Annotated in this window: 13 protein-coding genes and 3 tRNA genes; 8 read left to right on the top strand and 8 right to left on the bottom strand. The window is 53.1% G+C overall.

Features of this window, described 5'->3' with window-relative positions:
• Positions 1–6 precede the first annotated feature (6 nt).
• From AC2D8U_RS20420 to AC2D8U_RS20395, 6 genes are all read left to right on the top strand, one after another.
• A tRNA-Ser gene (locus AC2D8U_RS20420) sits at positions 7–94 on the top strand.
• Positions 95–908: 814 nt separating this feature from the next.
• Positions 909–1,166 (top strand): hypothetical protein, encoded by a 258-nt coding sequence (locus tag AC2D8U_RS20415; RefSeq protein ID WP_484620921.1) that lies wholly within the window; start codon positions 909–911, stop codon positions 1,164–1,166.
• The gene (locus AC2D8U_RS20410) at positions 1,153–3,183 is read left to right on the top strand and encodes a sulfatase-like hydrolase/transferase (RefSeq protein WP_484620920.1); all 2,031 of its coding nucleotides are present in this window, start codon (positions 1,153–1,155) and stop codon (positions 3,181–3,183) included. The genes AC2D8U_RS20415 and AC2D8U_RS20410 overlap by 14 nt, the downstream gene beginning before the upstream one ends.
• Positions 3,184–3,215: 32 nt before the next feature.
• A complete protein-coding gene (locus AC2D8U_RS20405) occupies positions 3,216–4,571 on the top strand; it encodes an arylsulfotransferase family protein (protein WP_484620919.1) in 1,356 nt (451 codons plus the stop codon).
• A 262-nt stretch (positions 4,572–4,833) separates the two neighbouring features.
• Complete coding sequence (locus AC2D8U_RS20400) at positions 4,834–5,232, top strand: hypothetical protein (RefSeq protein ID WP_484620918.1); 399 nt, start codon at positions 4,834–4,836, stop codon at positions 5,230–5,232.
• Complete coding sequence (locus AC2D8U_RS20395) at positions 5,219–6,331, top strand: sulfotransferase (protein ID WP_484620917.1); 1,113 nt, start codon at positions 5,219–5,221, stop codon at positions 6,329–6,331. Before AC2D8U_RS20400 ends, AC2D8U_RS20395 begins: the two co-directional genes overlap by 14 nt.
• 463 nt (positions 6,332–6,794) lie before the next feature.
• Here AC2D8U_RS20395 and AC2D8U_RS20390 read toward each other — a convergent pair.
• From AC2D8U_RS20390 to AC2D8U_RS20365, 6 genes are all read right to left on the bottom strand, one after another.
• Positions 6,795–6,871, bottom strand: a tRNA-Pro gene (locus AC2D8U_RS20390).
• Positions 6,872–6,940: 69 nt separating this feature from the next.
• Positions 6,941–7,309 (bottom strand): hypothetical protein, encoded by a 369-nt coding sequence (locus AC2D8U_RS20385; protein ID WP_484620916.1) that lies wholly within the window; start codon positions 7,307–7,309, stop codon positions 6,941–6,943.
• A 74-nt stretch (positions 7,310–7,383) separates the two neighbouring features.
• The gene (locus AC2D8U_RS20380) at positions 7,384–9,690 is read right to left on the bottom strand and encodes a penicillin acylase family protein (RefSeq protein WP_484620915.1); all 2,307 of its coding nucleotides are present in this window, start codon (positions 9,688–9,690) and stop codon (positions 7,384–7,386) included.
• A 507-nt stretch (positions 9,691–10,197) separates the two neighbouring features.
• Positions 10,198–10,274: transfer RNA gene (locus AC2D8U_RS20375), tRNA-Pro, on the bottom strand.
• A gap of 83 nt (positions 10,275–10,357) precedes the next feature.
• Positions 10,358–12,148, bottom strand: a complete 1,791-nt coding sequence (locus AC2D8U_RS20370; RefSeq protein WP_484620914.1) for a DUF3413 domain-containing protein — start codon at positions 12,146–12,148, stop codon at positions 10,358–10,360.
• Between the two features lie 92 nt (positions 12,149–12,240).
• Positions 12,241–12,462 (bottom strand): YejL family protein, encoded by a 222-nt coding sequence (locus AC2D8U_RS20365; protein WP_484620913.1) that lies wholly within the window; start codon positions 12,460–12,462, stop codon positions 12,241–12,243.
• A 73-nt stretch (positions 12,463–12,535) separates the two neighbouring features.
• Here AC2D8U_RS20365 and yejK point away from each other — a divergent pair, with 73 nt between their 5' ends.
• Positions 12,536–13,579 (top strand): nucleoid-associated protein YejK, encoded by a 1,044-nt coding sequence (gene yejK, locus AC2D8U_RS20360; protein WP_484620912.1) that lies wholly within the window; start codon positions 12,536–12,538, stop codon positions 13,577–13,579.
• A gap of 250 nt (positions 13,580–13,829) precedes the next feature.
• Positions 13,830–15,179: a YjiH family protein gene (locus AC2D8U_RS20355; RefSeq protein WP_484620922.1), complete on the top strand. Its 1,350-nt coding sequence runs from the start codon at positions 13,830–13,832 to the stop codon at positions 15,177–15,179.
• A gap of 50 nt (positions 15,180–15,229) precedes the next feature.
• On the opposite strand, the gene AC2D8U_RS20350 is transcribed toward AC2D8U_RS20355, so the two are convergent.
• On the bottom strand, positions 15,230–17,206 hold the full coding sequence (locus AC2D8U_RS20350) for an alpha/beta hydrolase family protein (RefSeq protein WP_484620911.1): 1,977 nt from the start codon (positions 17,204–17,206) through the stop codon (positions 15,230–15,232).
• 140 nt (positions 17,207–17,346) lie between these two features.
• On the bottom strand, positions 17,347–20,103 hold the full coding sequence (locus tag AC2D8U_RS20345; protein WP_484620910.1) for a TonB-dependent receptor plug domain-containing protein: 2,757 nt from the start codon (positions 20,101–20,103) through the stop codon (positions 17,347–17,349).
• Positions 20,104–20,463 lie beyond the last annotated feature (360 nt).

The following is a 20,463-nucleotide window of genomic DNA, read 5'->3' as shown; positions in this document are numbered from 1 at the left end:
TTTAAAGGTCAGGTGTCCGAGTGGCTGAAGGAGCACGCCTGGAAAGTGTGTATACGGCAACGTATCGAGAGTTCGAATCTCTCCCTGACCGCCATATAACAAAAAACCCCATCCGAAAGGATGGGGTTTTTTGTTATTCGGTGTTTAGCGGAGGCCTTGGTTCGAACTCTATAGTTCGCCAAGTCGGTCGGGAACCGGCTTCAATGGCCGAAGGCCACCCGCAGGGCGAAAGCCAGGGATGGCTGAATTCCATCTCTCCCTGACAGCCATATCAAGAAAACCCGCATGATGTGCGGGTTTTTGCGTTTCTGGAGCAAAGACTGGGATCGGGGGAGAGTGGCTACTCTCGAAAATCACTCGCCAGAGCCGAAACGTAAGCGCGAAGCGCTGAAGTAACGCCGAAGGCGATCATCTCTTCACTGACTGCCATATTTGATAAAACCCACCCCTTCGGTGGATTTTATCATTGCTTGAGCAGTGATCCAGAGTCAGGGGAGTGCCCAGTCTAGAACATCACTCGCCAGAGTTCGCAGCGGAAGCGCGACGTGATGGAGTAACGCCGAAGGCGATCATCTCTCCCTGAACACCAGATCCCCGAAAAACCCGCACCCTGTGCGGTTCTTTGCGTTTTTGCGGTGACCACGATGCCAGGGCGAGTGGCTACGCGAAAAGAGCTCTCACCGGAGGTTACCAAAGGGTCGGAAATTGTCATCAATGGCCGAAGTCGGCCCCGGCAGGGGGAGGGGGAGTGCATCTTTGCTTTGCTGTCATCTCCTGGATCGCGTTATTCATTCTGTCTCCTTTGCCAGTAGGCCGCGTAATGTTACCTCTTTGCAGCTTCACTATTGTCTACACTTACCTCTGATCTTAAGGGGTTATTGGGATTGTTTAAGCAGAGTGGGAGACGCATGAGGCTGACGGCTTTTTACTTAATTACCGGGCTTGGAGGCATGTTGGGTTGGCATGGTGCAATGATCATGCACTCGCTAAGCAGTGCCGATCAGATCAAGTCGATAGATGAGCCAAACTCCAGCCTTGCGGAGCGCTATCTGCTGTTTGGGGATTGGCCTGTTGGGCTTGAGGGGATGAAGACTCAGCTTGAGTTCTTTATTGAGGGAAGCTCTGAGCTTGCTGACCAGCCAGGAGCCCCTGATGCCGGCGGATAATTTGGTTGTCGACAAGAAAGGCTTATTCCTTCGTGTGTTGTTTGGTCTGCTCTACATTGAATTTCTATTTTATCTTTTGGGGGGATCCCTTCGGGGAGCCTCGGCAGTGTCGATTGCAACCCTGATCACTCGCCTTGAACTTTCTGACTTTATTAGTGTTGGCTTGATCTTTGACCTGGTTTACTTTGGTCTGGTCTTGCTGGGGGTCCACCTGCTCTGGACCTGGCTTATGGTGATCAGTTGTTTACCTGGTTTTCGGGCCAGCGAGCACAAAGGTTTTCGGGCGCTATTCGTACTGTTTGTCTTGGTTTTGCACATGACAGTCATAGTGGCGCTAAATAGCTTGCTTTATCCCACTTCATTGGTTGCCTACTTTCGTGACAGCGGTTTGGCCAATAGCGCCATTATTTCATTGTTGCTGTTGCCACTGTTGGGTCTGCTATGGCTCGGTAGCAGTCAAATAGGGGCACGGCAGCGATCATTCACTGTTGCCCTGGTTGTTGCCGTTGTGGCTTTTTTCACCGCGCCTCACCTCCCCCAGAAGGGCATTGCTCAGGATGAGCAGCCCAATATTATCGTGATCGGTATCGATGGATTACGACCGGATCATCTTGCTTATCGTGGTGCAGTAGAAAATTTTGCACCGGCGATCAATGCGTTTATCTCTAATGCCTTGGTTTATGATCGGACTTATACGCCGATGGCAAGAACTCATGTTGCCTGGATCAGCCTGCTGACCGGGCAGTATCCACGCAGCCATGGTATTCGCTTTAATCTGGCGCCTCCAGAGTTACTTGAACGCCCGGTTCCATTGGTGGAAGCCTTGAGTAAAGACGGCTATCACACTGTTTACGCCATGGACGAACGGCGCTTTAACAATATTGATCGAAGTTATGGCTTTGACCGGGTGGTGGGCCCTAAGGCCGGTGCTGCCGATACTCTTATCACTGGTTTTGCCGATCTCCCCATCGTCAACGTGGTGATGGCTTCCGCCTGGTCTCGCTATCTATTTCCCTATCTCTATAACAACCGTGCTTATGGCAAGGCTTATTCGCCTTCAGCATTTAATCGAAGTGTGCTCGAGGGGATGTCATTTGATAAACCCAATTTCTTATCTGTCCACTTCTGCCAGTTACATTGGCCTTATACCTCAAGAAACTTTGTACAGCTTGAACCAAAGCAGTGGGATGGGAACTTTCAGTACTACATGTATGTTCAGATGCTGAAGCAAATGGATACGCAATTTTCTGAGTTTATTAGTTTATTGAAGGCGTCTGGGTATCTGGAAAATGCCACGATCATTGTATTTTCCGATCATGGTGAGGGACTGGGCCTGGACAGTGATGATCTTGAGGTAAGCGAACCTGAGCTTTCCGTTTACAAAGAGGGGGTTCGGGGACATGGAACCAGTGTAATGACCCAGGCCCAATCAGACGTCTTGCTAAGCTATGTGCAGTATCGCTCGGGGAAGCCTGCCCATGGTTCTGGGGTGCTTCAAGGGCAGTTCTCTCTGGTTGATATTGCACCCACTTTGTATCGGGATAGTGGCCTTACCGCCGAGGTAAGTATGGATGGAAAAGTTTTGCCTTTGACTCAGAAAGGGGTGGAGCGCGACCGGGCAGTATTTGTCGAATCTTCGTTGTATTCCCGTGCGTTAACCCAGAGTCATCTCGATAAGAACAACATCCTTTCTGAAATGGCGGGACGCTATCAGGTTCGCCCCGACGGTCGAATCGTATTTAAGTTGGAGAATTACCGCTCGCTCATTCGACAAAAGCAGTTGTCGGCTTATGGTGATGGCTGGCAATTGGTGTCTCAACCGAACTTGGATGATCTGCTGTTGATCGACCTTGAAGGTGGTCAACTCTCGCGCCACGTTCCCGGCCAAGCTGTTCCCGATGTAAGGTCCTTGATAAAGCAGGCATGCCAGTTTTATCAGAATGAGCTGAGCAGCAGGGGACGGTTTTGCGGGCCGAAGAGGGGTGCTCAGATCGCGCATGCCAGCTTGGATCATTGAAGCTTATCAGGTGACGTTTTCGGGGGAGTGGCGTGGCAAAGATCTCTGAAGTGTTATTTAAACTGGTGCTGGTTCTGGCCCTATTCCTGATGGGAGGGTGGTTTGCCCTGCAGGGCATGCCCCCTTTCTCCTTGATCGAGCAGGGTTGGCAGCAAACGAAGGGTCTATATCAGACCTATGTAGTCAGAAAGCCGGCATTGCTTAAACCGATCCGATATACCACAGAGGGGGTGTCGGTACATGAGCCGGATCTGGCTTATGGGGGAGTTACCTTACTCCAGGGCACCTTTCCCGGTGGTACTCAGATCCGCGCCATTGATATGCAGGGGAGGGAGTTGCATCGATGGCAGATCGATTATTTCAAGATCTGGCCCGATGCCCAGCACATTGATGAGGCGTCCAAGCCGAAGACCGCAAACAATTACCATACGCAAGGGTTTGTTGCGCTGCCTGATGGGTCCGTTGTTGCCAATGTGGGTGAAAAGGGCACGGTGAAACTGAATGCTTGCTCTGAGGTAGTGTGGACGGTCGATCGTATGACTCACCATTCGGTCACCGGAACTGCACAAGGAAATTATTGGATCCCCGCGCATAGAGCCGTTGACGAGATCCCCGATCAATTGCTGTTTGCCGGGATCACGCGTGACGCTTTGAAAGCGGCGGCGAACGAGAAGGGTTTTGTCGCTCATTCCTATGAGAACCTGCTGCTTTTGGTTGATGGCAACGGGGAGGTATTAAGGGAGTTTTCCGTGCTGCAGGCCTTGTACGATGCTGGCCTCGAATCTGTGGTATTGAATGCGCTTAAATGGAGGCGAGCCGATGTCACTCATGTAAATGATATCGAAATGGTTTCCTCTGCTTTAGCGGGAATGCTTGATGGGGTAGATGAGGGCGACTTACTGATTTCTATCCGGCAAATGCACATGCTGGCCGTGATAGATCGGCATACGGGCGCATTGAAGTGGCACTTTATTGGACCTTGGGTGTTTCAGCATGATCCCGACATTCAGCCTGATGGCACCATCGTCGTGTTTAACAATGGGGTGCGCGGGCTGGCGTTTAACCGGGTGCCTGGCAGCAGCCTGATGGCGCTTGACCCCTCTACTCGGCAGGTGACCACCCTATACCCCAAAAAGGCGAGCCAGAGCTTTTATACGGATATTCTGGGACATCATCAGGTCCTGGCTAACGGCAACTATTTAATCACGGAAAGCCGAGCGGGCCGTGTGTTTGAGGTGACCCCTGAGGGGCAAACGGTTTGGCAATATACCTCATCCTATGACGATCGACTCGCATCATTGATAGCGATCGCGCAGCGTGTTCAGCCCACCTTTTTTCATCCCGATGCCCTGCAGTGCCAAGGGCGTGAAATTGGAGTACAACGATGATCCATATAAGATCCCTGAGTTCAGTATTCTGTGCACTGTTTTCCCCACTTTGCCTTGCTTATGTTGGACCAGGCACAGGATTGTCGGCGCTAGGAACCGTGCTTGCCTTTATTGGTGCGCTCTTACTCCTGATCGTAGGGTTTGTGTGGTACCCGATGAAGCGCCTCATCAGCCGGTACAAGGCAAAGCGTGGGATCGAAGCGCCGCTTCAGAAAGTAGAAGAAGGCTCGGAGGAAGGCTCAGATAGAGGTGAGCGGCCCTGATGATTGGGTTGGCTTACCTGCTGGTGCTGGCGGTTTTCTCATTGGCCGTCATCAAGGTTAGGGCTTTAAAGCATGTGGTTACGGCCTTTCGTTTATCAAAAGAGAGCTGGGTTGCGCTGAGCAGCGTCAAACTTAGTGACTCAGAAAAAGAGATGATTGCACGACGTGGGGCGATCCGTTTGCTGTTGGAGTCATTGTGGATCTTACTGAAAATGGCTTTTTGTCTGGTCCTTTGCCTGATCCCCGTGGCTCTGTTGGTGCATTGGGGTTGGTTCAGCTACCGGGACTTTGCTCAGTTTTGTTTGCGGACCGACGTGTTACTGGTGACCCTTCTTGGCTTTTTATTGTTGGCCTGGGGCCGGAAGCGACCATGGGAGAGCAGAGATGGCGAGCGATAAGTACGCGATTTTCGATCGCTGGATCAATCGGCTGGCATTTCGTGTCCCCATGCTCGGACAGGTGATGCAGGATCTGGAGGATACGCTCTATGGTGCCAACTGGCGTCAGTGTTCGGTTGATTCGCCTATCTTCATCTGCGGGTTACCCAGAGCCGGTACCACGGTATTGCTGGAGATCCTCGGCGGCTTTTCTGGAACGGTTAGCTATTCCTACCGGGATATGCCCTTCATCGGTTCCCCGGTGCTTTGGCAACGCGTGACCAAGCCCTTCATGCTGGAGGCGCAAAAACAGGAGCGCATGCATGGGGATGGTTTACAGATCGGTTACGACAGCCTGGAGGCTTTCGAAGAGGTGCTGTGGCGCCAACACTACCCTCATCACTATGAGCATGATTGCATTGGGATGTGGTATGAGGACAGTTATCCGGTGGATGTTCGCCTTGGGGAGCAGATCCGTAAGTTGTTATGGCTAAGGAATGGCAATCGTTATCTGAGCAAAAACAACGGCAATGTCGCTCGGGTGCCCTTTCTTAAGCGTTGTTTCCCCGATGCCAAAATTATCGTCCCATTTCGTGAGCCGGTAGAGCATGCCATTTCGATGTGGCGTCAGCACAAAAGGTTTCTGCAGTTACATGAAAGAGATAGATTTAATCAGGAGTATATGGGGTATATCGGTCATTATGAATTTGGCCATCTTCACAAGCCTGTAGGCTTTCCTGAACTGGACGAACTGTGTGGTGAGCGGGACCCCTCAGATCTTGCCTATTGGTTGGCATACTGGTTGGCGGCTTATCGATTTCTAGGTGAACTCGACGGGGTTCATTTCCTTCAATATGAAGGGCTCTGTCGAGCGGGAAAGGCAGGGATCGGATCTGTACTCGATGCCGTTGGCTTGCCTCGTGAGCCGACAGCGCTGTCTCAAGCGAGCACCTTGCTGCGAGAAGCTCCGTCCGCAAGATACCAAGGGCAGGCCATTGGGAATGAGCTTATGCACCAAGCGAATGAGCAGCATGGGCGAATGCTGAGACGTTGCCTGTTAGCGACCCCAAAGACAGGGACCGGTAGTGGTAGGCCTGTAAAGCGGCGGGTGGATGGATAAGAGAGAGGGCTTTACCCGACGCCCGGTCCGACCGCAGTGCGCAGCCCTGCCGGGAGGAGAAACGAAAAAGGCTCCAACCTTTCGGTTAGAGCCTTTCTCTGTTGTATGGTCGGCCAGAGAGGATTTGACCGCGCCGGGCTTCCGGTCCGACCGCAGGGCGTAGCACTGCCGGGAGGAGAAACGAAAAAGGCTCCAACCTTTCGGTTAGAGCCTTTCTCTGTTGTATGGTCGGCCAGAGAGGATTTGACCGCGCCGGGCTTCCGGTCCGACCGCAGTGCTTAGCCCTGCCGGGAGGAGAAACGAAAAAGGCTCCAACCTTTCGGTTAGAGCCTTTCTCTGTTGTATGGTCGGCCAGAGAGGATTTGATCGCGCCGGGCTTCCGGTCCGACCGCAGGGCGTAGCCCTGCCGGGAGGAGAAACGAAAAAGGCTCCAACCTTTCGGTTAGAGCCTTTCTCTGTTGTATGGTCGGCCAGAGAGGATTTGAACCTCCGACCCCCGACACCCCATGACGGTGCGCTACCAAGCTGCGCTACTGGCCGACAACGGAGCCTATTCTATGCAGAACCATCTGACATGCAAGCCATTTTTTCTTATATTTTGACAACTGCTCAGGCATTGGCCAGGGTGGGGATTTGTTGTACAAGGTGGTGCCGCTCGGCTCGTTTAACCGCACAGCGGCACAAGCCGTTGTTGAGTGCCGGGCAGCCTTTGCACGGACGTTGCTTGAGTGGCAAGTCGAGAACAATTTTCTTCGGGGCATGAATGGGCACTACATTGGCAGTTGAGCTGGCAAGATAGGTCTCCACCCATTGATTAACGAGGGGGGTTAGCTCTTTCTTGGTTAGAGGCGAGCGTGTTCCTGGTTCGTGAGCAAGCTCTTTTTTAAGCTTTTTTCTAAACGCCTTCGCTAACTGTTTGCACTCCTTGTTCAGGGCTTTCAGCTGCTGCTTTTTGGCTTTCTTCGCTCGCTTCCCCATGGATTACCTCAATATGGATCCTGCCTGCTTGGTGCCATGATAAAGCACCTTAATATTAATGGGAATGGGTGTCGTTACGGCTGGGGTGCAGGGTTCAGCGTCAAGGTTGGTGATTCAGGGGAGTGTAATGTGACCTGACGGTAGCGGCCCGCCTGATAAGCTTGGGCTTGATCGGCGAAATGTTGGGTCCAGGCTTGGCCGCTTTGCCCCAAAGGGCTGATCACTTGGGCTTGATATGGTTTGGCCAGATCGACGATACGTCTAGTCGAGGGGCCAAATACTGCCTGCCAACCGCTGTTTTGATATCGGTATGAGACATTGTTGACGGCCCTTTTAGAGCCGGTTACGGGGAGCTGTGGGCCTTCCAGCAGGGCCTGTAGCCAAGGATTGATAGCCATTGGATGACGGTGGCGGTATTGCGCCGTTTGTTGCCAAAGGGGGGCCTGAGCCGACTCCTTGCTGGCGTTCCAAGCCTGCAGCAGGGTGTCCTGCATGCTTTGTCGTCCTGGTTGCTGAGTGTTATCCCACCAGGCAGAGTCGGGATCGGACATGATCTCATGCATCATCTTGTCGACCAGTTCCTGATGGCGGAGCGGATCAAAGAGTTCGGGGCCAAGTTCATCCATCATCGTTGCTTTTAATAGCTGAAAGTAAAAGGTTTCAAATTGTGACGGGGCGCTACTGCTACCTCGGTACACACCATCCCAACTGGCCAATGCCTGCCAGTGAGGATCATCTTTCAACAGGGGTTGGAGCAGGGAGCGCAGTTGCTGGGCTCTGAGGTTTCTACTGTCGGTTTGCAGATGCTCAAACTCTTTCGCACTCCAGTGGTGTTGTCGCTCCAATTGATGAGCCAGTTGTTGTGGGCGGAACTTCGGGGCGTAATAGCTGGAGCGCTCTTTTGTTGTTACCGGTGTGGAGTAGGGGGTGTTCGCGGAGAAGATGAGGCCGGAAGGGGGATTGATCTCTTTGGGGTTGTCGGATTGGGGGTAGAAACCCTCCGGGCGATTTGACAGACGGGTGCCATCAATCAGGGTGGAGCCGTCGAGCCCTTCTGCCCTTTTGAGGTAACGAGCGATAGCCCACTTGGCGATGTTGCCTTTGATATCTGCGTATAAAAGGTTGACTCCAGGAGACCAGATTGTTTCAAGGGCCTTAGGGAGCCTCTCCATCGATTGGGCCTGTAATAAGTGAAATAGTCCGTCAAGAGGGGCATTGTCGGGCTCAGTAAAGACCCAGTACAGGGCCGTTGGCTGGTCTAGGCCGATGATATGATCGACTCGCGGACCAAAGCGGGTATGTTGGATCTCAACAGCTACTGGGTCGTGCCCCTTAACCTCTATGTGCTGCAGTTCGACTGCGTACTCTTGCCGTTCCCCATCCAGCAGGTAGCCTCCTTGTTCGGCATGAAGCTGATAAAGGTCGGCATCGTCGTTCAGCAACATGGTTAAGCCCCAGACGTGGGTGGGGCTTTGGCCCAGCAGGGGCAGGGGAAGGCCTGGCAGGAAATGGCCATAGATCTGGCGTTTTGGGGTGTGCCATTGCACTTCGTACCAGATCTGAGGGGTTGAAAAGCTGATGTGGGGATCGTTGGCAAACAGAGCGGCGCCACTGTCACTGCGCCAAGGTGCTACTAGCCAGGCGTTGGAGCCTTGTAGGGTGCCTAATGGAAGACGTTGGGGCCACTCTCCCATGGTTTCTTTCCAGCGACTGAGAGAGCCTGGATCCGGCGGTGTTTGCAGCGGGGCTTGCCAGTGATCTTTTATGGCGTGGTGGTAGGGCTCAGGCAGTTTTTGGTACATGGCTGTGATCAGAGGATCTTGTTCAAAGGCAGCGTTGAAGCTGTGCGCCATGTAACTTAATACGGCAAAAATATCTGTGGTGGAAAAGGGGTGGGGCTTGCTGTTGAGCAGCAGATATTCCAGAGGGGCCGGGTGGGTGGCTATGGCTTGGTTGATGCCGTTGATATAGGCATCAACCCATTTTGCCAGCTGAGGTTCCCGCTCTGCCAACTGTCGAGCCTGTTGCTGGCTCCAGCGCCGTGTGCCCAAGGTGCGAAACAAGCGGTCGGTATCCAGCGCCTTAGGTCCAAATAGGGCTGCGAGCTCTCCTTTACCCACTCGTCGCAAGACGTCCATTTGAAAAAGCCGGTCTCGAGCATGGAGCCATCCCAGAGCCATCATGGCATCCAGATCATCCTGGGCACTTAGGCTGGCAACACCATAGGAGTCAAAGGCGATCTCAACGGGAGCGGATAGTCCGCTAAGCATTTGTTGGCCATGGGTGACGGGCTGGCGATCCCAGAGCAGTTTGGTCACTCCCAAGGCAGCCAGGAGTAACACAAGCAGACTCAGGCGACTGAACAGGCGAAGGAGATGCATAACGGCCCGATCTCTTTGGGGGTTAATGTGAGGTTGTGCCCTGGAGGGCGGTACGTCAAGGTGATGAGCGCCAATATACATACGCCCACACATACCCCAGGAGGGATATGTGTGGGCGGAGTGATGAGCTGGAAGAGCGTGGCCCGGTGGAATTGAGAGGGTTTGACCGCGCCGGGCTTCCGGTCCGACCGCAGGGCGTAGCCCTGCCGGGAGGAGAAACGAAAAAGGCTCCAACCTTTCGGTTAGAGCCTTTCTCTGTTGTATGGTCGGCCAGAGAGGATTTGACCGCGCCGGGCTTCCGGTCCGACCGCAGGGCGTAGCACTGCTTGGGGAGGCGGTACGAAAAAGCCCGGAGCTCTATGAACTCCGGGCTTTCTCTGTTGTATGGTCGGCCAGAGAGGATTTGACCGCGCCGGGCTTCCGGTCCGACCGCAGTGCGTAGCACTGCTTGGGGAGGCGGTACGAAAAAGCCCGGAGCTCTATGAACTCCGGGCTTTCTCTGTTGTATGGTCGGCCAGAGAGGATTTGAACCTCCGACCCCCGACACCCCATGACGGTGCGCTACCAAGCTGCGCTACTGGCCGACAACGGAGGCCATATTACTGTGCCCTCAGGGAATTGCAAGGGCTGGCGAAACCAACCGCTGTATCTTTGTGCAACCTCTTTATCAATGGCTGAGGAAACGTCGACCTTCCTCCATCATGTTGATCAAGGTCGGCACATCCAGGCTGGCATCCCGCTGCCGTTGGTACTCGGTGTCGTACACCTTGTACTCGCCATGATGATTGATCACCGTTGTGCCTAATTTATTGCGAATTGCATAGTTACGGCTGTTTCCCATTACCAGATAGGGAAGTGCCTGGGGTTGGTAGAGGTGCTCACCGACACTGTAGTCTCGCAGGGAATTGTCACAGTTAAACAGGTCCGCTAACAACGCCGGGGCCAGCCCGTAGTGACTGCTGGGGCGCTTGATGATCCGTGCCCGGTCGGCTGGCCAACGAATCATCAAGGGAACCTTGGTCGCAGCGGGGGCGAAGTTATCCCGGTTGCTGCTTCCGTCGGTAGTAAAGAGGTTGCCATGACTGCCGGTGATGACCACCAGAGTCTCATCGTCCACCTGGCTAAGTAGGCGCGCCAACTCCTTGTCGAGAAAGGAAAGAGACTGCCGGTACTGATTATACAGCACAGTTTGGGCGTGATTCAGCTTCATATCTGGCCGGGCTGTTGGGATCCCAACAAAGCCCACGGGCGTGCTGTAGAAAGCCGGTGCTCGATAGGTCACCAGACGGAACTGGGGACCGGGTTGGCTCGCAAAGTGCTTAAGCAGTTGTATCGTAGTAGCTTGATCCTGCTCGGCAGGCACATCGTTCAGGAGAGCGGCATTGCTTTGGTGTGTAATGAACTGGGCATTTATGGCATGAGGAAGATGGTGTTCGGCAAATCCGAAGCTCGACAGTTGATAGCCGGCGTCTTCCAGAACTTGGGTCAGTACAGGCGTTTTTTTGTCAGCAAACAATGATGTTTGGTAGCTGGGAAGCATGCTGTACAGCAGGCTGTAAAGGCCATGTTCAAACTCATTGGCGCCGCTCTGATGGCTTGTAAACCAGTGAGCATGCTTGGCGTAATCGAGCAGACCCGGCATGGTTTGCTCGTCCACCAGATCGGCCCGCCAGCCGTCGACGACGATCATCAGGATGTCCGGCGTTTCGTCCATTTGACATTGCATCGGACTCAGCGGGTAGTTGAGCTGATGAGTGGGCTGGGCTGTTCGCTCCCGCTCCTGCAGGGTTAAATCACTCATCAGGCCCTGACGTGCCATAAAACTCTTGGCAGTGAAAGGGTAGTGCAGGGGAAACATATCATCCTGCTGAGTGATGGGTCGGTAGACCGTGGCATCCGCCCAGGCATGGATCAAGTGTGAGGTGACGAAACAGCTCACCAGTATTGTGGTGATCCGGCCACCAAGTTTCCTTCTGCGGACCCGCTGCAGTCTCTTCCAGAGGCCATTAGCGATCACCAGTTGTAGCGCCATGATGGCAACCGGCACCAAAACCAGTGCCGGTGTTCTCAGTAGGGCATTGAGATCGCTGCTGGCCAGATCCAGGACAAAGGGGCTCAGATGCAGGCGGTAGTAGGAAAAGATCTGGGTATCAAAGGCCAGCGCCGAAAGACTCAGTGTCGCGATCACGGCGGCATAGCCCCGGAGAACCCTCGAGTAGGGCAGAAGCAGGGTAGCGGGGAATAGGGCGATCAGGTAGACCACAAAGGCCAAGAAGGCAAAATGGCCTACCCAGTTTGCCAACATGTAGAGTTGACCGAGCGCCGTTTCTGGCCACCCCTCAACATAGAGATAACGACTGGCGATAAGCATCGCCAACAGGATGTTGATAAAAGTGAACCAGTGGCCCCAAAGGACGAGCTGGGACACACGGTCCTTGTTATGATCTTGTGTCTGCATGCTTGGGGTGTGCGCCTAGTCGAGTTGCACGGAATTCGTTGCCTTATCCTACGAGGAATAAAACGACTAATCCAGATTGTGAATTCAATCGGTTAGGAGTCTGTGCGCACAGAGGCCGTCAGTGCCTTGGAAAACTGCTCGGCCAGCGCGGCACGATTGGCCGGTGCGATCTTGGAGTTGATGATCACGGTTGCGGCATTGCCCAGACTCATCAGAGCCAGATCGGTTGGTGTGTTGTGCTTTTCCATCACACCCAGCAGCTCGCTCAATAAGGTCTCAACCTGTTCATTGCTGTATTTCGATACGATAGCCATTGTAAATCCTGTGATGTTGAAAAAAGGGCGGCATATAATAGCGGTTTTTCCGGTAAACCACTAATCCACAGCCATGACTATTAAAATAGAACAAGCCATTCTTCATGCGGTCAATCAAGGTGCCGACGGCCAGTTGGAATGCCGCCTGCGACCCCAGCCCTTGACTCAGTCCGCCGCCGCAGACGATTTGGTGGCCGAGTTGCACCGTCTCTACACCGCGAAAGCCGGTAAAGGCTACGGTCATTTCGGCGTGCCAACCAATGAAGAGGGTCAACCAGATGGCGAGGCCAATGAAGCCTTCCTCAACGCCATGATCGCCTGGCGATCGGGTGAGTTGGGATTCGTTGAGTTCAGTGCTCAGGCCAGCCAGTTGCTGGGCACCGAGCTGAGCAAGTACGACTTTGCCACGGGCGGGTATCTCTTGATGGCGGCCTACAGTCACATCGCCAGCCAATACCTGTTTGTTGCCCTGTTGTCACCTAAGCCTTCGGTCAGCGTGTCCGAGGAGATGGAGGTGCATGGCAGTGAGCATCTGGACTTGTCCAACATGCAGCTGGCGGCCCGTATCGATCTGACCGAATGGCAGGCCGATCCGACCTCCAAGAAGTATCTGTCCTTTGTCAAAGGGCGGGCCGGTCGCAAGGTGGCTGACTTTTTCCTCGACTTTATGGGCTGTGTTGAAGGCGTCGACGCCAAAAGTCAGAACAAGCAGTTGATGAAAGCCGTCGAAGACTTCGTAGGCAAAGAGGAACTCGATAAACACGAAGCTCAGGAAGCCCGAGAAGCCGTCTTCGATTATTGCAAGAGCCAGATCGCGTGCGGCGAAACCATTGCGATGAAGGATGTTTCCGATGAGCTGGCGGATAAAGGTCTGGATGCCTTCTACCAGTTTACCAGCGAAGGCGACTATGGTTTGGAAGAGGACTTCCCGGCGGACCAGTCAACGCTGCGTCAGCTCAAGAAGTTCAGCGGTACTGGCGGCGGTGTTTCCGTGAGTTTTGATGCCGGCCACCTGGGCGAACGTGTGATCTGGGATCCCGCGCGGGATACCTTGACGATCCAAGGGGTTCCGCCAAACTTGCTGGATCAGCTTCAGCGCCGGGCAGGCAAATCCTGAAGCCACATTGAGCGTCGCCTTTTTGACCGATCATGCTAAGTGAATAGATACGCACTTTGCATGGTCGGTTATATGTGATCTGGCTCACCCTGAGTTAGGCATTTCTACTTTGCAATCGGAAAGCTGATAGGTAGGATGTGCGTCGATTATCACTGGCCGTGCATATAATTGCAGTCAAAAAGACTGAGCCCCGCGAGTGATCTTGGATAATTAGAGGGTGAATGCCGTGAACAGCGAGCAAACCATAGCGATGCAAAAAACCACCTCACTGGGGAGCACATTGATGTTCCTGATCCCGTCATTGATCGGGATCTTCCTGTTTATGACGCCCGTTGCCTACGAAGGGAATGTCACCATTCCTATCGCGATCCTGGCGAAGGGGACCCTGGCCCAGCTGGACTCACTGGCAGTACCTCTGGTGACCTGGCTCGTCGTTGCTTCTGCGGCACTCACCCTGATCACCAAGGTGGTGCGTCCCGCCGTGGTGATGAAAAGCCCATTTCTTCAGGGCCTGTTCAACCCCTCCTGGCTATGGGCCGGTACCCGGATCTTCGGGGCATTGGCAGTCTTGCTGACCTTCTTCACCGTCGGGCCTGAGCTGATCTACTCTGAGGACACCGGAGGGCTGGTGCTGCACGATCTGCTGCCGACTCTGCTCTGTGTGTTTCTGTTTGCCGGCCTGTTGCTGCCGCTGCTGATCAATTTTGGTCTGCTTGAGCTGATCGGTTGCCTGTTGACCAAGTTGATGCGTCCGATCTTCAACCTGCCGGGACGCTCTGCGGTGACCAGCTTTGCCTCTTGGCTGGGGGATGGCTCAGTCGGGGTGTTGATGACCTCCAAACAGTATGAGCAGGGCCTGTTTACCGAGCGGGAAGCCGCAGTGATCGGTACCACCTTCACCGCCGTATCCATCACCTTCTCACTGGTGGTGATCAGCACTGTGGGCCTGGAGGCGTACTTCCTGCCGTTCTACGGCACCGTCTGTCTGGCCGGTCTGGTCGCAGCGGTCATTGTGCCGCGTCTGCCTCCCTTGTCCCGTAAGAAGGACGTCTTCATCAATGGCCAGCCTCGCCAGCACGATGATGAGATGGTGCCAGCCGGTGAAACCAGCTTCTCCTATGGCTACAAGATGGCCAAGGCGCGGGCCGCTAAGGTTAAAAGTGCCAAGAGCGTGGTGATGGAAGGCGTTCATAACGCGGCGGACATGATCCTGGGGGTTCTACCTGTGGTGATGGCCATCGGCACCTTGGCCCTGATCGTTGCCGAGACCACCCCGGTGTTCAGTTGGTTGGGGGCCCCCTTTGTACCACTGCTGGAACTGTTGCAGATCCCGGAAGCCAGCCATGCCAGCACCACAGTGGTGGTCGGCTTTGCCGACATGTTCCTGCCCGCCATCATGGCGGCCAGCATCGACAGCGATCTGACCAAGTTTGTGGTTGCGGCCTTGTCCGTCAGCCAGTTGATCTTTATGTCAGAGACTGGCGCCCTGATGCTGGGCTCCAAGGTTCCGGTAAAACTGTGGGAGCTGTTCCTGATCTTTATCCTGCGTACCCTGGTGGTACTGCCGGTGATCGCCCTGATGGGCCACCTGATCTTTTAGGTTTAGGTGTTAACAAAAAAACGGGCGCCCCAGTGGCGCCCGTTTTTTGTTTAATCTCTGCCAATGTGTTTTTCTAAGAAGGCCAACATCATTTCGTACAGTTCTTGGTTGTGCATTTCATCGTAAAAACCATGTCCTTCGGTTTTTTTGAATAACCAAGTGTAGGGCTTACCCGCTTCTTCCAGAGCATCACGCATGTTATAAGCGTTCTGGTAATGCGCTTGCAGATCTTTGCCACCGTGCACGAGGAAGACACCCGCTTTGATCTTATCTGCGTGGTAAGCGGGTGAATTGGCGATCATTTTTTCCTTAGAGCCACCAAAAGCCTCCTCCATGTACCTCTTTCCCCAGTCGAGACGTTCTGCCACATTACCTTTGCTCATCATAAGGGGCAGATCATAGACACCAACATAACCGATGGCACATTTGTACAGTTCAGGCTCCTTTACTACGCCCATAAGGGCTGCGTAGCCCCCATAGCTGGCACCGGAAATACAGATCCGGTCGGGGTTCGCGATCCCTTGAGCGATGGCCCAATGCGTGGCATCGGTGAGATCATCCTGCATGCGTCCGCCCCATTGACCATAGCCCAAATCCTCAAATTCACGCCCATACCCTCCAGACCCTCGAAAGTTCACTTGAAGAACTCCATAGCCGGCACTGGCATACATCTGCACTTCTGGATTAAAAACCCAATGATCCCGTGGGCCATGAGGTCCACCATGGGGGTGGACAATTAACGGCAGGTCTTTGGCCTCTTTACCCCTGGGAACGGTAAGGTAGCCGTGGAGCGTAAGCCCATCGCTCGCTTCGATGGTCACAGGCTTCATTGGTGACATCTGCTTAGGCTCAATCCAGGGGCGCGAGGTCATAAGAAATTTAACCTCTCGGTTAGCACGATTGTACAAAAAGAAGGTACCGGGATTGATGTCTGAGCGAGCGTGCAATACCCAGAATTGATTGTCTTTGGTTTGCGAAGTGATGGAGACGAATTGATCAGGAAAAGCCTGCTCAAGGGCTCGATACTCCTGTGCAAACTCTGACGTCTCATCAAAAAACTCTACCCTGGGGATCCCATCTGGGACGATTGCGCCAACGATATCGACGACTCGGGCACCTTGCGCATTATGGTAAGTGTACCTGAACGGAGAGACATCGACCGTCTCGTCAACATACAGAGGAGTTTGCTTATCCTGTTCAATATCGTATCGGTATAGCCCTGACTGGCTATGTGACCGGTTATCTAGAAGGAGCAGCGTACCGGGTTCCTGACCGTACCCTATGATACTGACTGAGCCACTGGCACTTTCACGGACCAAGTTTGTTTCAGACAGTAGCTGCCATTCATCCTGCTCAGTTTTTCGAAATAGGTACTTTACCTTGCCTGTCGTCTTAGCTTTGCCGATCCCTTTCCGGTTTTTCTCTACGGATGACGTTACAAGCCATTCGTTTTTTGAATTGAGGTAGATATCGTTGTGTTCATGTTCGGATTTCTCCAGTAGCTTTTTCTTCCCCGTGTAGATATCCAGCTTGTACAGGTTGGCAAACTGATGTTTATCTTCATTGGAGCTAATAAGGATGTGTTTGGGATCTTCGAACAGGAGACTCTGTATCTGAGCGCCGGCACGTTCGCCGCCTCCCCCCTTTCGAGCGCCAAAGATCTGCTTTCGTTTGCTGCAATCCGCATTGCCAGCAAAGAGCTCACCGGTCCATCCTGGCGCAGCAAACTGGCCCACCTCTTTTACTATGGTCATGACCACCCGGTCATCATTAGCCCACGAGAAATCGGCAACACTTTCGGACTCTCGAAAGTGGAAGGTACACTGGACTGAATAGTCCTTAGCAGCCAGTATGGCCAGCCGCTTATGATCTTCATATGGGAAGATGGCGCCAAAATACTCTCCCGTAGGAGATATTTTAATGTTATTGAACATGGCATGGCGTGAAAATGGCGTCACATCCTGTGCCATTACGGTATTGCACAGCAGAGAGTAGGAGATGGCCAGAAGCCAAAGGTGTATACGCATCCTTGTGTACCTCTTGAATTCGACTCTAACCGAACCTGGCTTATGTGGCCATGGATTCGGTTGGATCTTTCGGTGTTCTTATCCTAACGATTGAAACGGGAAAAGCGCCGCGAAAGCGGCGCCTTATGGATTGAGCTCAATTAGAAGCGATATGAGACATCCCAGTAGAACTGTGTTCCGGTCGCTCCCCCAGGAAATGCGGAGCTGTTGTAGAACGGCCAGTCGTAGTGGGTATCATCTTTTGGTGGCCGTTCGTCAAAGAGGTTAACCACTGTAAATTGAGTACTCAGGTTGTCCGTGAATGCATAGCCCAGAGTGGCGTTGACTGTGATATACGCGTCGGTTCTGTCGACCTTGGCGTAGTCGCCTAACTGAGGGTCGAAGTTCTCTGTCGGCTGGTTCCAAATGGGGACACCTCCGATGCGGGTGCCCCACAAGCCGGCAGACCAATCTTCATACTCATAGGTGATGGTTGCTGCCACCTTGGAGCGAGGTTCATCATTCCAGTACTTATCCCGAACACTTTCAACCTCGGAAGTTGCCAAATATTGCTCTTTAGTCTCGAGAATATGGGTGTAGTTGATGATAAAGTTCCAGTCACCAAAACTGCTGTCAACCTGATAGTGGAGCTTTGAGTCGATCCCGGACTGTTCGTACATCGCCTGGTTAATGGGTTTAACGGAGATACCCTGGATACGGCCATTATCATCTCGGTTAATTTTGGAAAAGACGCTTTGGCACAATGGTGAGTCAGGATCCTGGCCAATGGCGTAGACACAGTCGTACTCTTTATCGAGCAGATCTGCAGTGCTTTCATCCCGAACCATGTCTTCCAAACGGATCTTGTACCAGTCGATGGTCAGATTCAGACCATCCAGAGGCTCAAGCACCAAACCAATATTGTAGTTGGTACCGGTTTCCTCTTTCAATTCAGTATTGCCCGAGCGGGTGCCACGGATTTGAGTGGTATCGCAAACGGACGGATCTTTTACGAAGTTTGGATCGTTACTTTGTGCGCGACAGTCGATCCAGTCGATGGGGTATTGATAGAACCCACTTTCTCCGGCAAAGACGTAGTGCATATCCGGGGCACGGAAGCTTTCACCATAGCTGGCACGGAACATGACTTGATCGATGGGCTTATAGGTCGCTTTGACCGAAGGGGTAAAACGGCCACCGACATCGGAAGATTCGTCGTCATATTCGTCATAGCGGCCAGCGAGGTTCAGTTCAAACCCGTCGAAGATGGGGACCAAAAATTCGGCACCAAGGGCCCAGCGATCGCGATCGCCGCCGCCTTGAGAGCCTGTCAAGTTGTGCCATCCCCCCGTGAGGGTTCGGTCATCTTGCTCCAGATCATATCCTTGGCGATTGTATTCGGCGATGGCAGCAAAGCCGACAGTCCCGGCCGGCAAATCGATAATGTCTCCGGTGATCTCCGCTGCGAAAGTGCGTGAATAGGATTCTGCATCAATGACTTGTACACCAAGCATGTCTGCGCCGACCTCGGCGGAAACCTTGTCGTAAAGCCCCAACTCACCTTCTCCATCGCCCAGGCCCCACAGGATGGAGTTGACCCCTAAGAAGTATTGGGCCGCTTTTTCTGACTTTATCCAGTCGCGCTTGCTTTGGTAATCGTAACGGCTCTCTGAATAATAGGCTTTCCACTCGTATTGGCCTGACAAGGAACCGGCTATTCCGAGAGTCCCTGCGTAGTTTTGTTCATCGAACCTTGTCTCTTTCCAGCCCATCTCGTCGGTTGTAAAGACGCGTTGGTACAACAGCAGATCCAGTCCGGCCGCATCCGGGCCATACCAAGCTGCGAGGTTGCCGGTTCCATCGGTATTTTCACGTACGACATCACTATTAATGAAATGTCTGCCGCTTCGTACCTTAGACTGCATATCGGAGAAAGTTATATCCGTGAAGAGTTGCAGATCATTGGTTAAATCGTATTTGGCACTGATAAATGCGGAGATGTTTTCACGGTCATTCTGGATGGAATTGTCACCCGTCATGTCTGTGCCGCAATAAAACAGCCCACCGGAGGAGCGCTCTGCGTAAGTATAACCGGTGCCTGAATCCAGACACGCCTGTTCACCGGGATCAACATAGGTGCGAAATACATGGTCGTATACCAAGATCCCACGGGCTAAGTCGCCTCCGCCGCCAGGAACATCTTCCACGCCATCAATCCAGTCCCGATCGCTGGCGTAGATGGGATCTTGTTTAAAGTACTCAAACGCTGCAGTCAGGGAGTAATTGGAACCCGAGAATCCGGTGACGAGCTGGAAACGCAGTTCGTCACCGCCCCCATCCTTGGTGGTACCGAGTTGAGCCGTGATGTCGGTATAGTCGATATCATCTTTAAGAATGATATTGACGACCCCTGCAACGGCATCAGAACCATAGATGGCTGAGGCGCCATCGGTGAGAACTTCTATCCGTTCAATGGCGGCAAAGGGAATACCATTGAGGTTAACAAAGTTTGACTGGCCATTATAAGGGGTTGGGTTTTCGGCGATACGGCGTCCGTTAACCAGCACCAGTGAGTAGCTGGGGCCGAAGCCACGCAAGCTGATTACGTCCGCGTTGGGGGTAAAGCTGCCTTGGGCGCCAAATTCATTACCTTGAATCGAGCCGGTGTTCTGTGTCAGGCCACGAAGAGCATCGAATGCGGTAGTGAAGCCCTGGTTTTTCATATCATCGGCAGAGATCACCACGACTGGCGCTGCGCCTTCCATGTCGATGCGCTTGATCCGTGATCCGGTTACCTCAATGCGCTCGACTTGCTCTTCTTGCTTGTCTTCTTCCGCCCATGCGAGTGATGCGGTGCTAGCCAAGCTTGCTACCAATGCCAGTTGTACGGCCTGGCTGACTTTCTTCTTATTAAACATATTCGCCTCCTGCCTCCCTGCAAGCCGGTTATCTGAGGTAACCGTTTCACCTGATCTTGCACAACGGGGCTGCCTTATTGTTGCGTTTGGGTTGCTCTAACTCGAGCTCAGGTTAGCGTGATGATATGTATGTGTAAATGTAATCTTTTGCGCATATATAAATGCATAAAAGACATGAGGGCTGTGTATGAATATCGTTTTAGTTGGTTTTTCTGTATTAATGCGGAGTGTGTCAAAGGCATGCTCAGTTGCGACTTTGTGTCTTTTGGGCATGAAACTGGTGGGTGGGTGGTGGTTGATGGATTTTGTTGATCCCGCGTCCTTCGGTTACTCTGGACCTCAAGTGCATTGTTTAAGGAA

The organism is Ferrimonas sp. YIN67, from assembly GCF_057219095.1.
This window is presented reverse-complemented; position numbering and strand designations above follow the sequence as displayed.

Coding starts and splice junctions, on each gene's coding strand:
- AC2D8U_RS20415 (WP_484620921.1), top strand. CDS start 909: ATGAGGCTGACGGCTTTTTACTTAATTACCGGGCTTGGAGGCATGTTG.
- AC2D8U_RS20410 (WP_484620920.1), top strand. CDS start 1,153: ATGCCGGCGGATAATTTGGTTGTCGACAAGAAAGGCTTATTCCTTCGT.
- AC2D8U_RS20400 (WP_484620918.1), top strand. CDS start 4,834: ATGATTGGGTTGGCTTACCTGCTGGTGCTGGCGGTTTTCTCATTGGCC.
- AC2D8U_RS20395 (WP_484620917.1), top strand. CDS start 5,219: ATGGCGAGCGATAAGTACGCGATTTTCGATCGCTGGATCAATCGGCTG.
- AC2D8U_RS20385 (WP_484620916.1), bottom strand. CDS start 7,309: ATGGGGAAGCGAGCGAAGAAAGCCAAAAAGCAGCAGCTGAAAGCCCTG.
- AC2D8U_RS20380 (WP_484620915.1), bottom strand. CDS start 9,690: ATGCATCTCCTTCGCCTGTTCAGTCGCCTGAGTCTGCTTGTGTTACTC.
- AC2D8U_RS20370 (WP_484620914.1), bottom strand. CDS start 12,148: ATGCAGACACAAGATCATAACAAGGACCGTGTGTCCCAGCTCGTCCTT.
- AC2D8U_RS20365 (WP_484620913.1), bottom strand. CDS start 12,462: ATGGCTATCGTATCGAAATACAGCAATGAACAGGTTGAGACCTTATTG.
- yejK (WP_484620912.1), top strand. CDS start 12,536: ATGACTATTAAAATAGAACAAGCCATTCTTCATGCGGTCAATCAAGGT.
- AC2D8U_RS20355 (WP_484620922.1), top strand. CDS start 13,830: ATGCAAAAAACCACCTCACTGGGGAGCACATTGATGTTCCTGATCCCG.
- AC2D8U_RS20350 (WP_484620911.1), bottom strand. CDS start 17,206: ATGCGTATACACCTTTGGCTTCTGGCCATCTCCTACTCTCTGCTGTGC.
- AC2D8U_RS20345 (WP_484620910.1), bottom strand. CDS start 20,103: ATGTTTAATAAGAAGAAAGTCAGCCAGGCCGTACAACTGGCATTGGTA.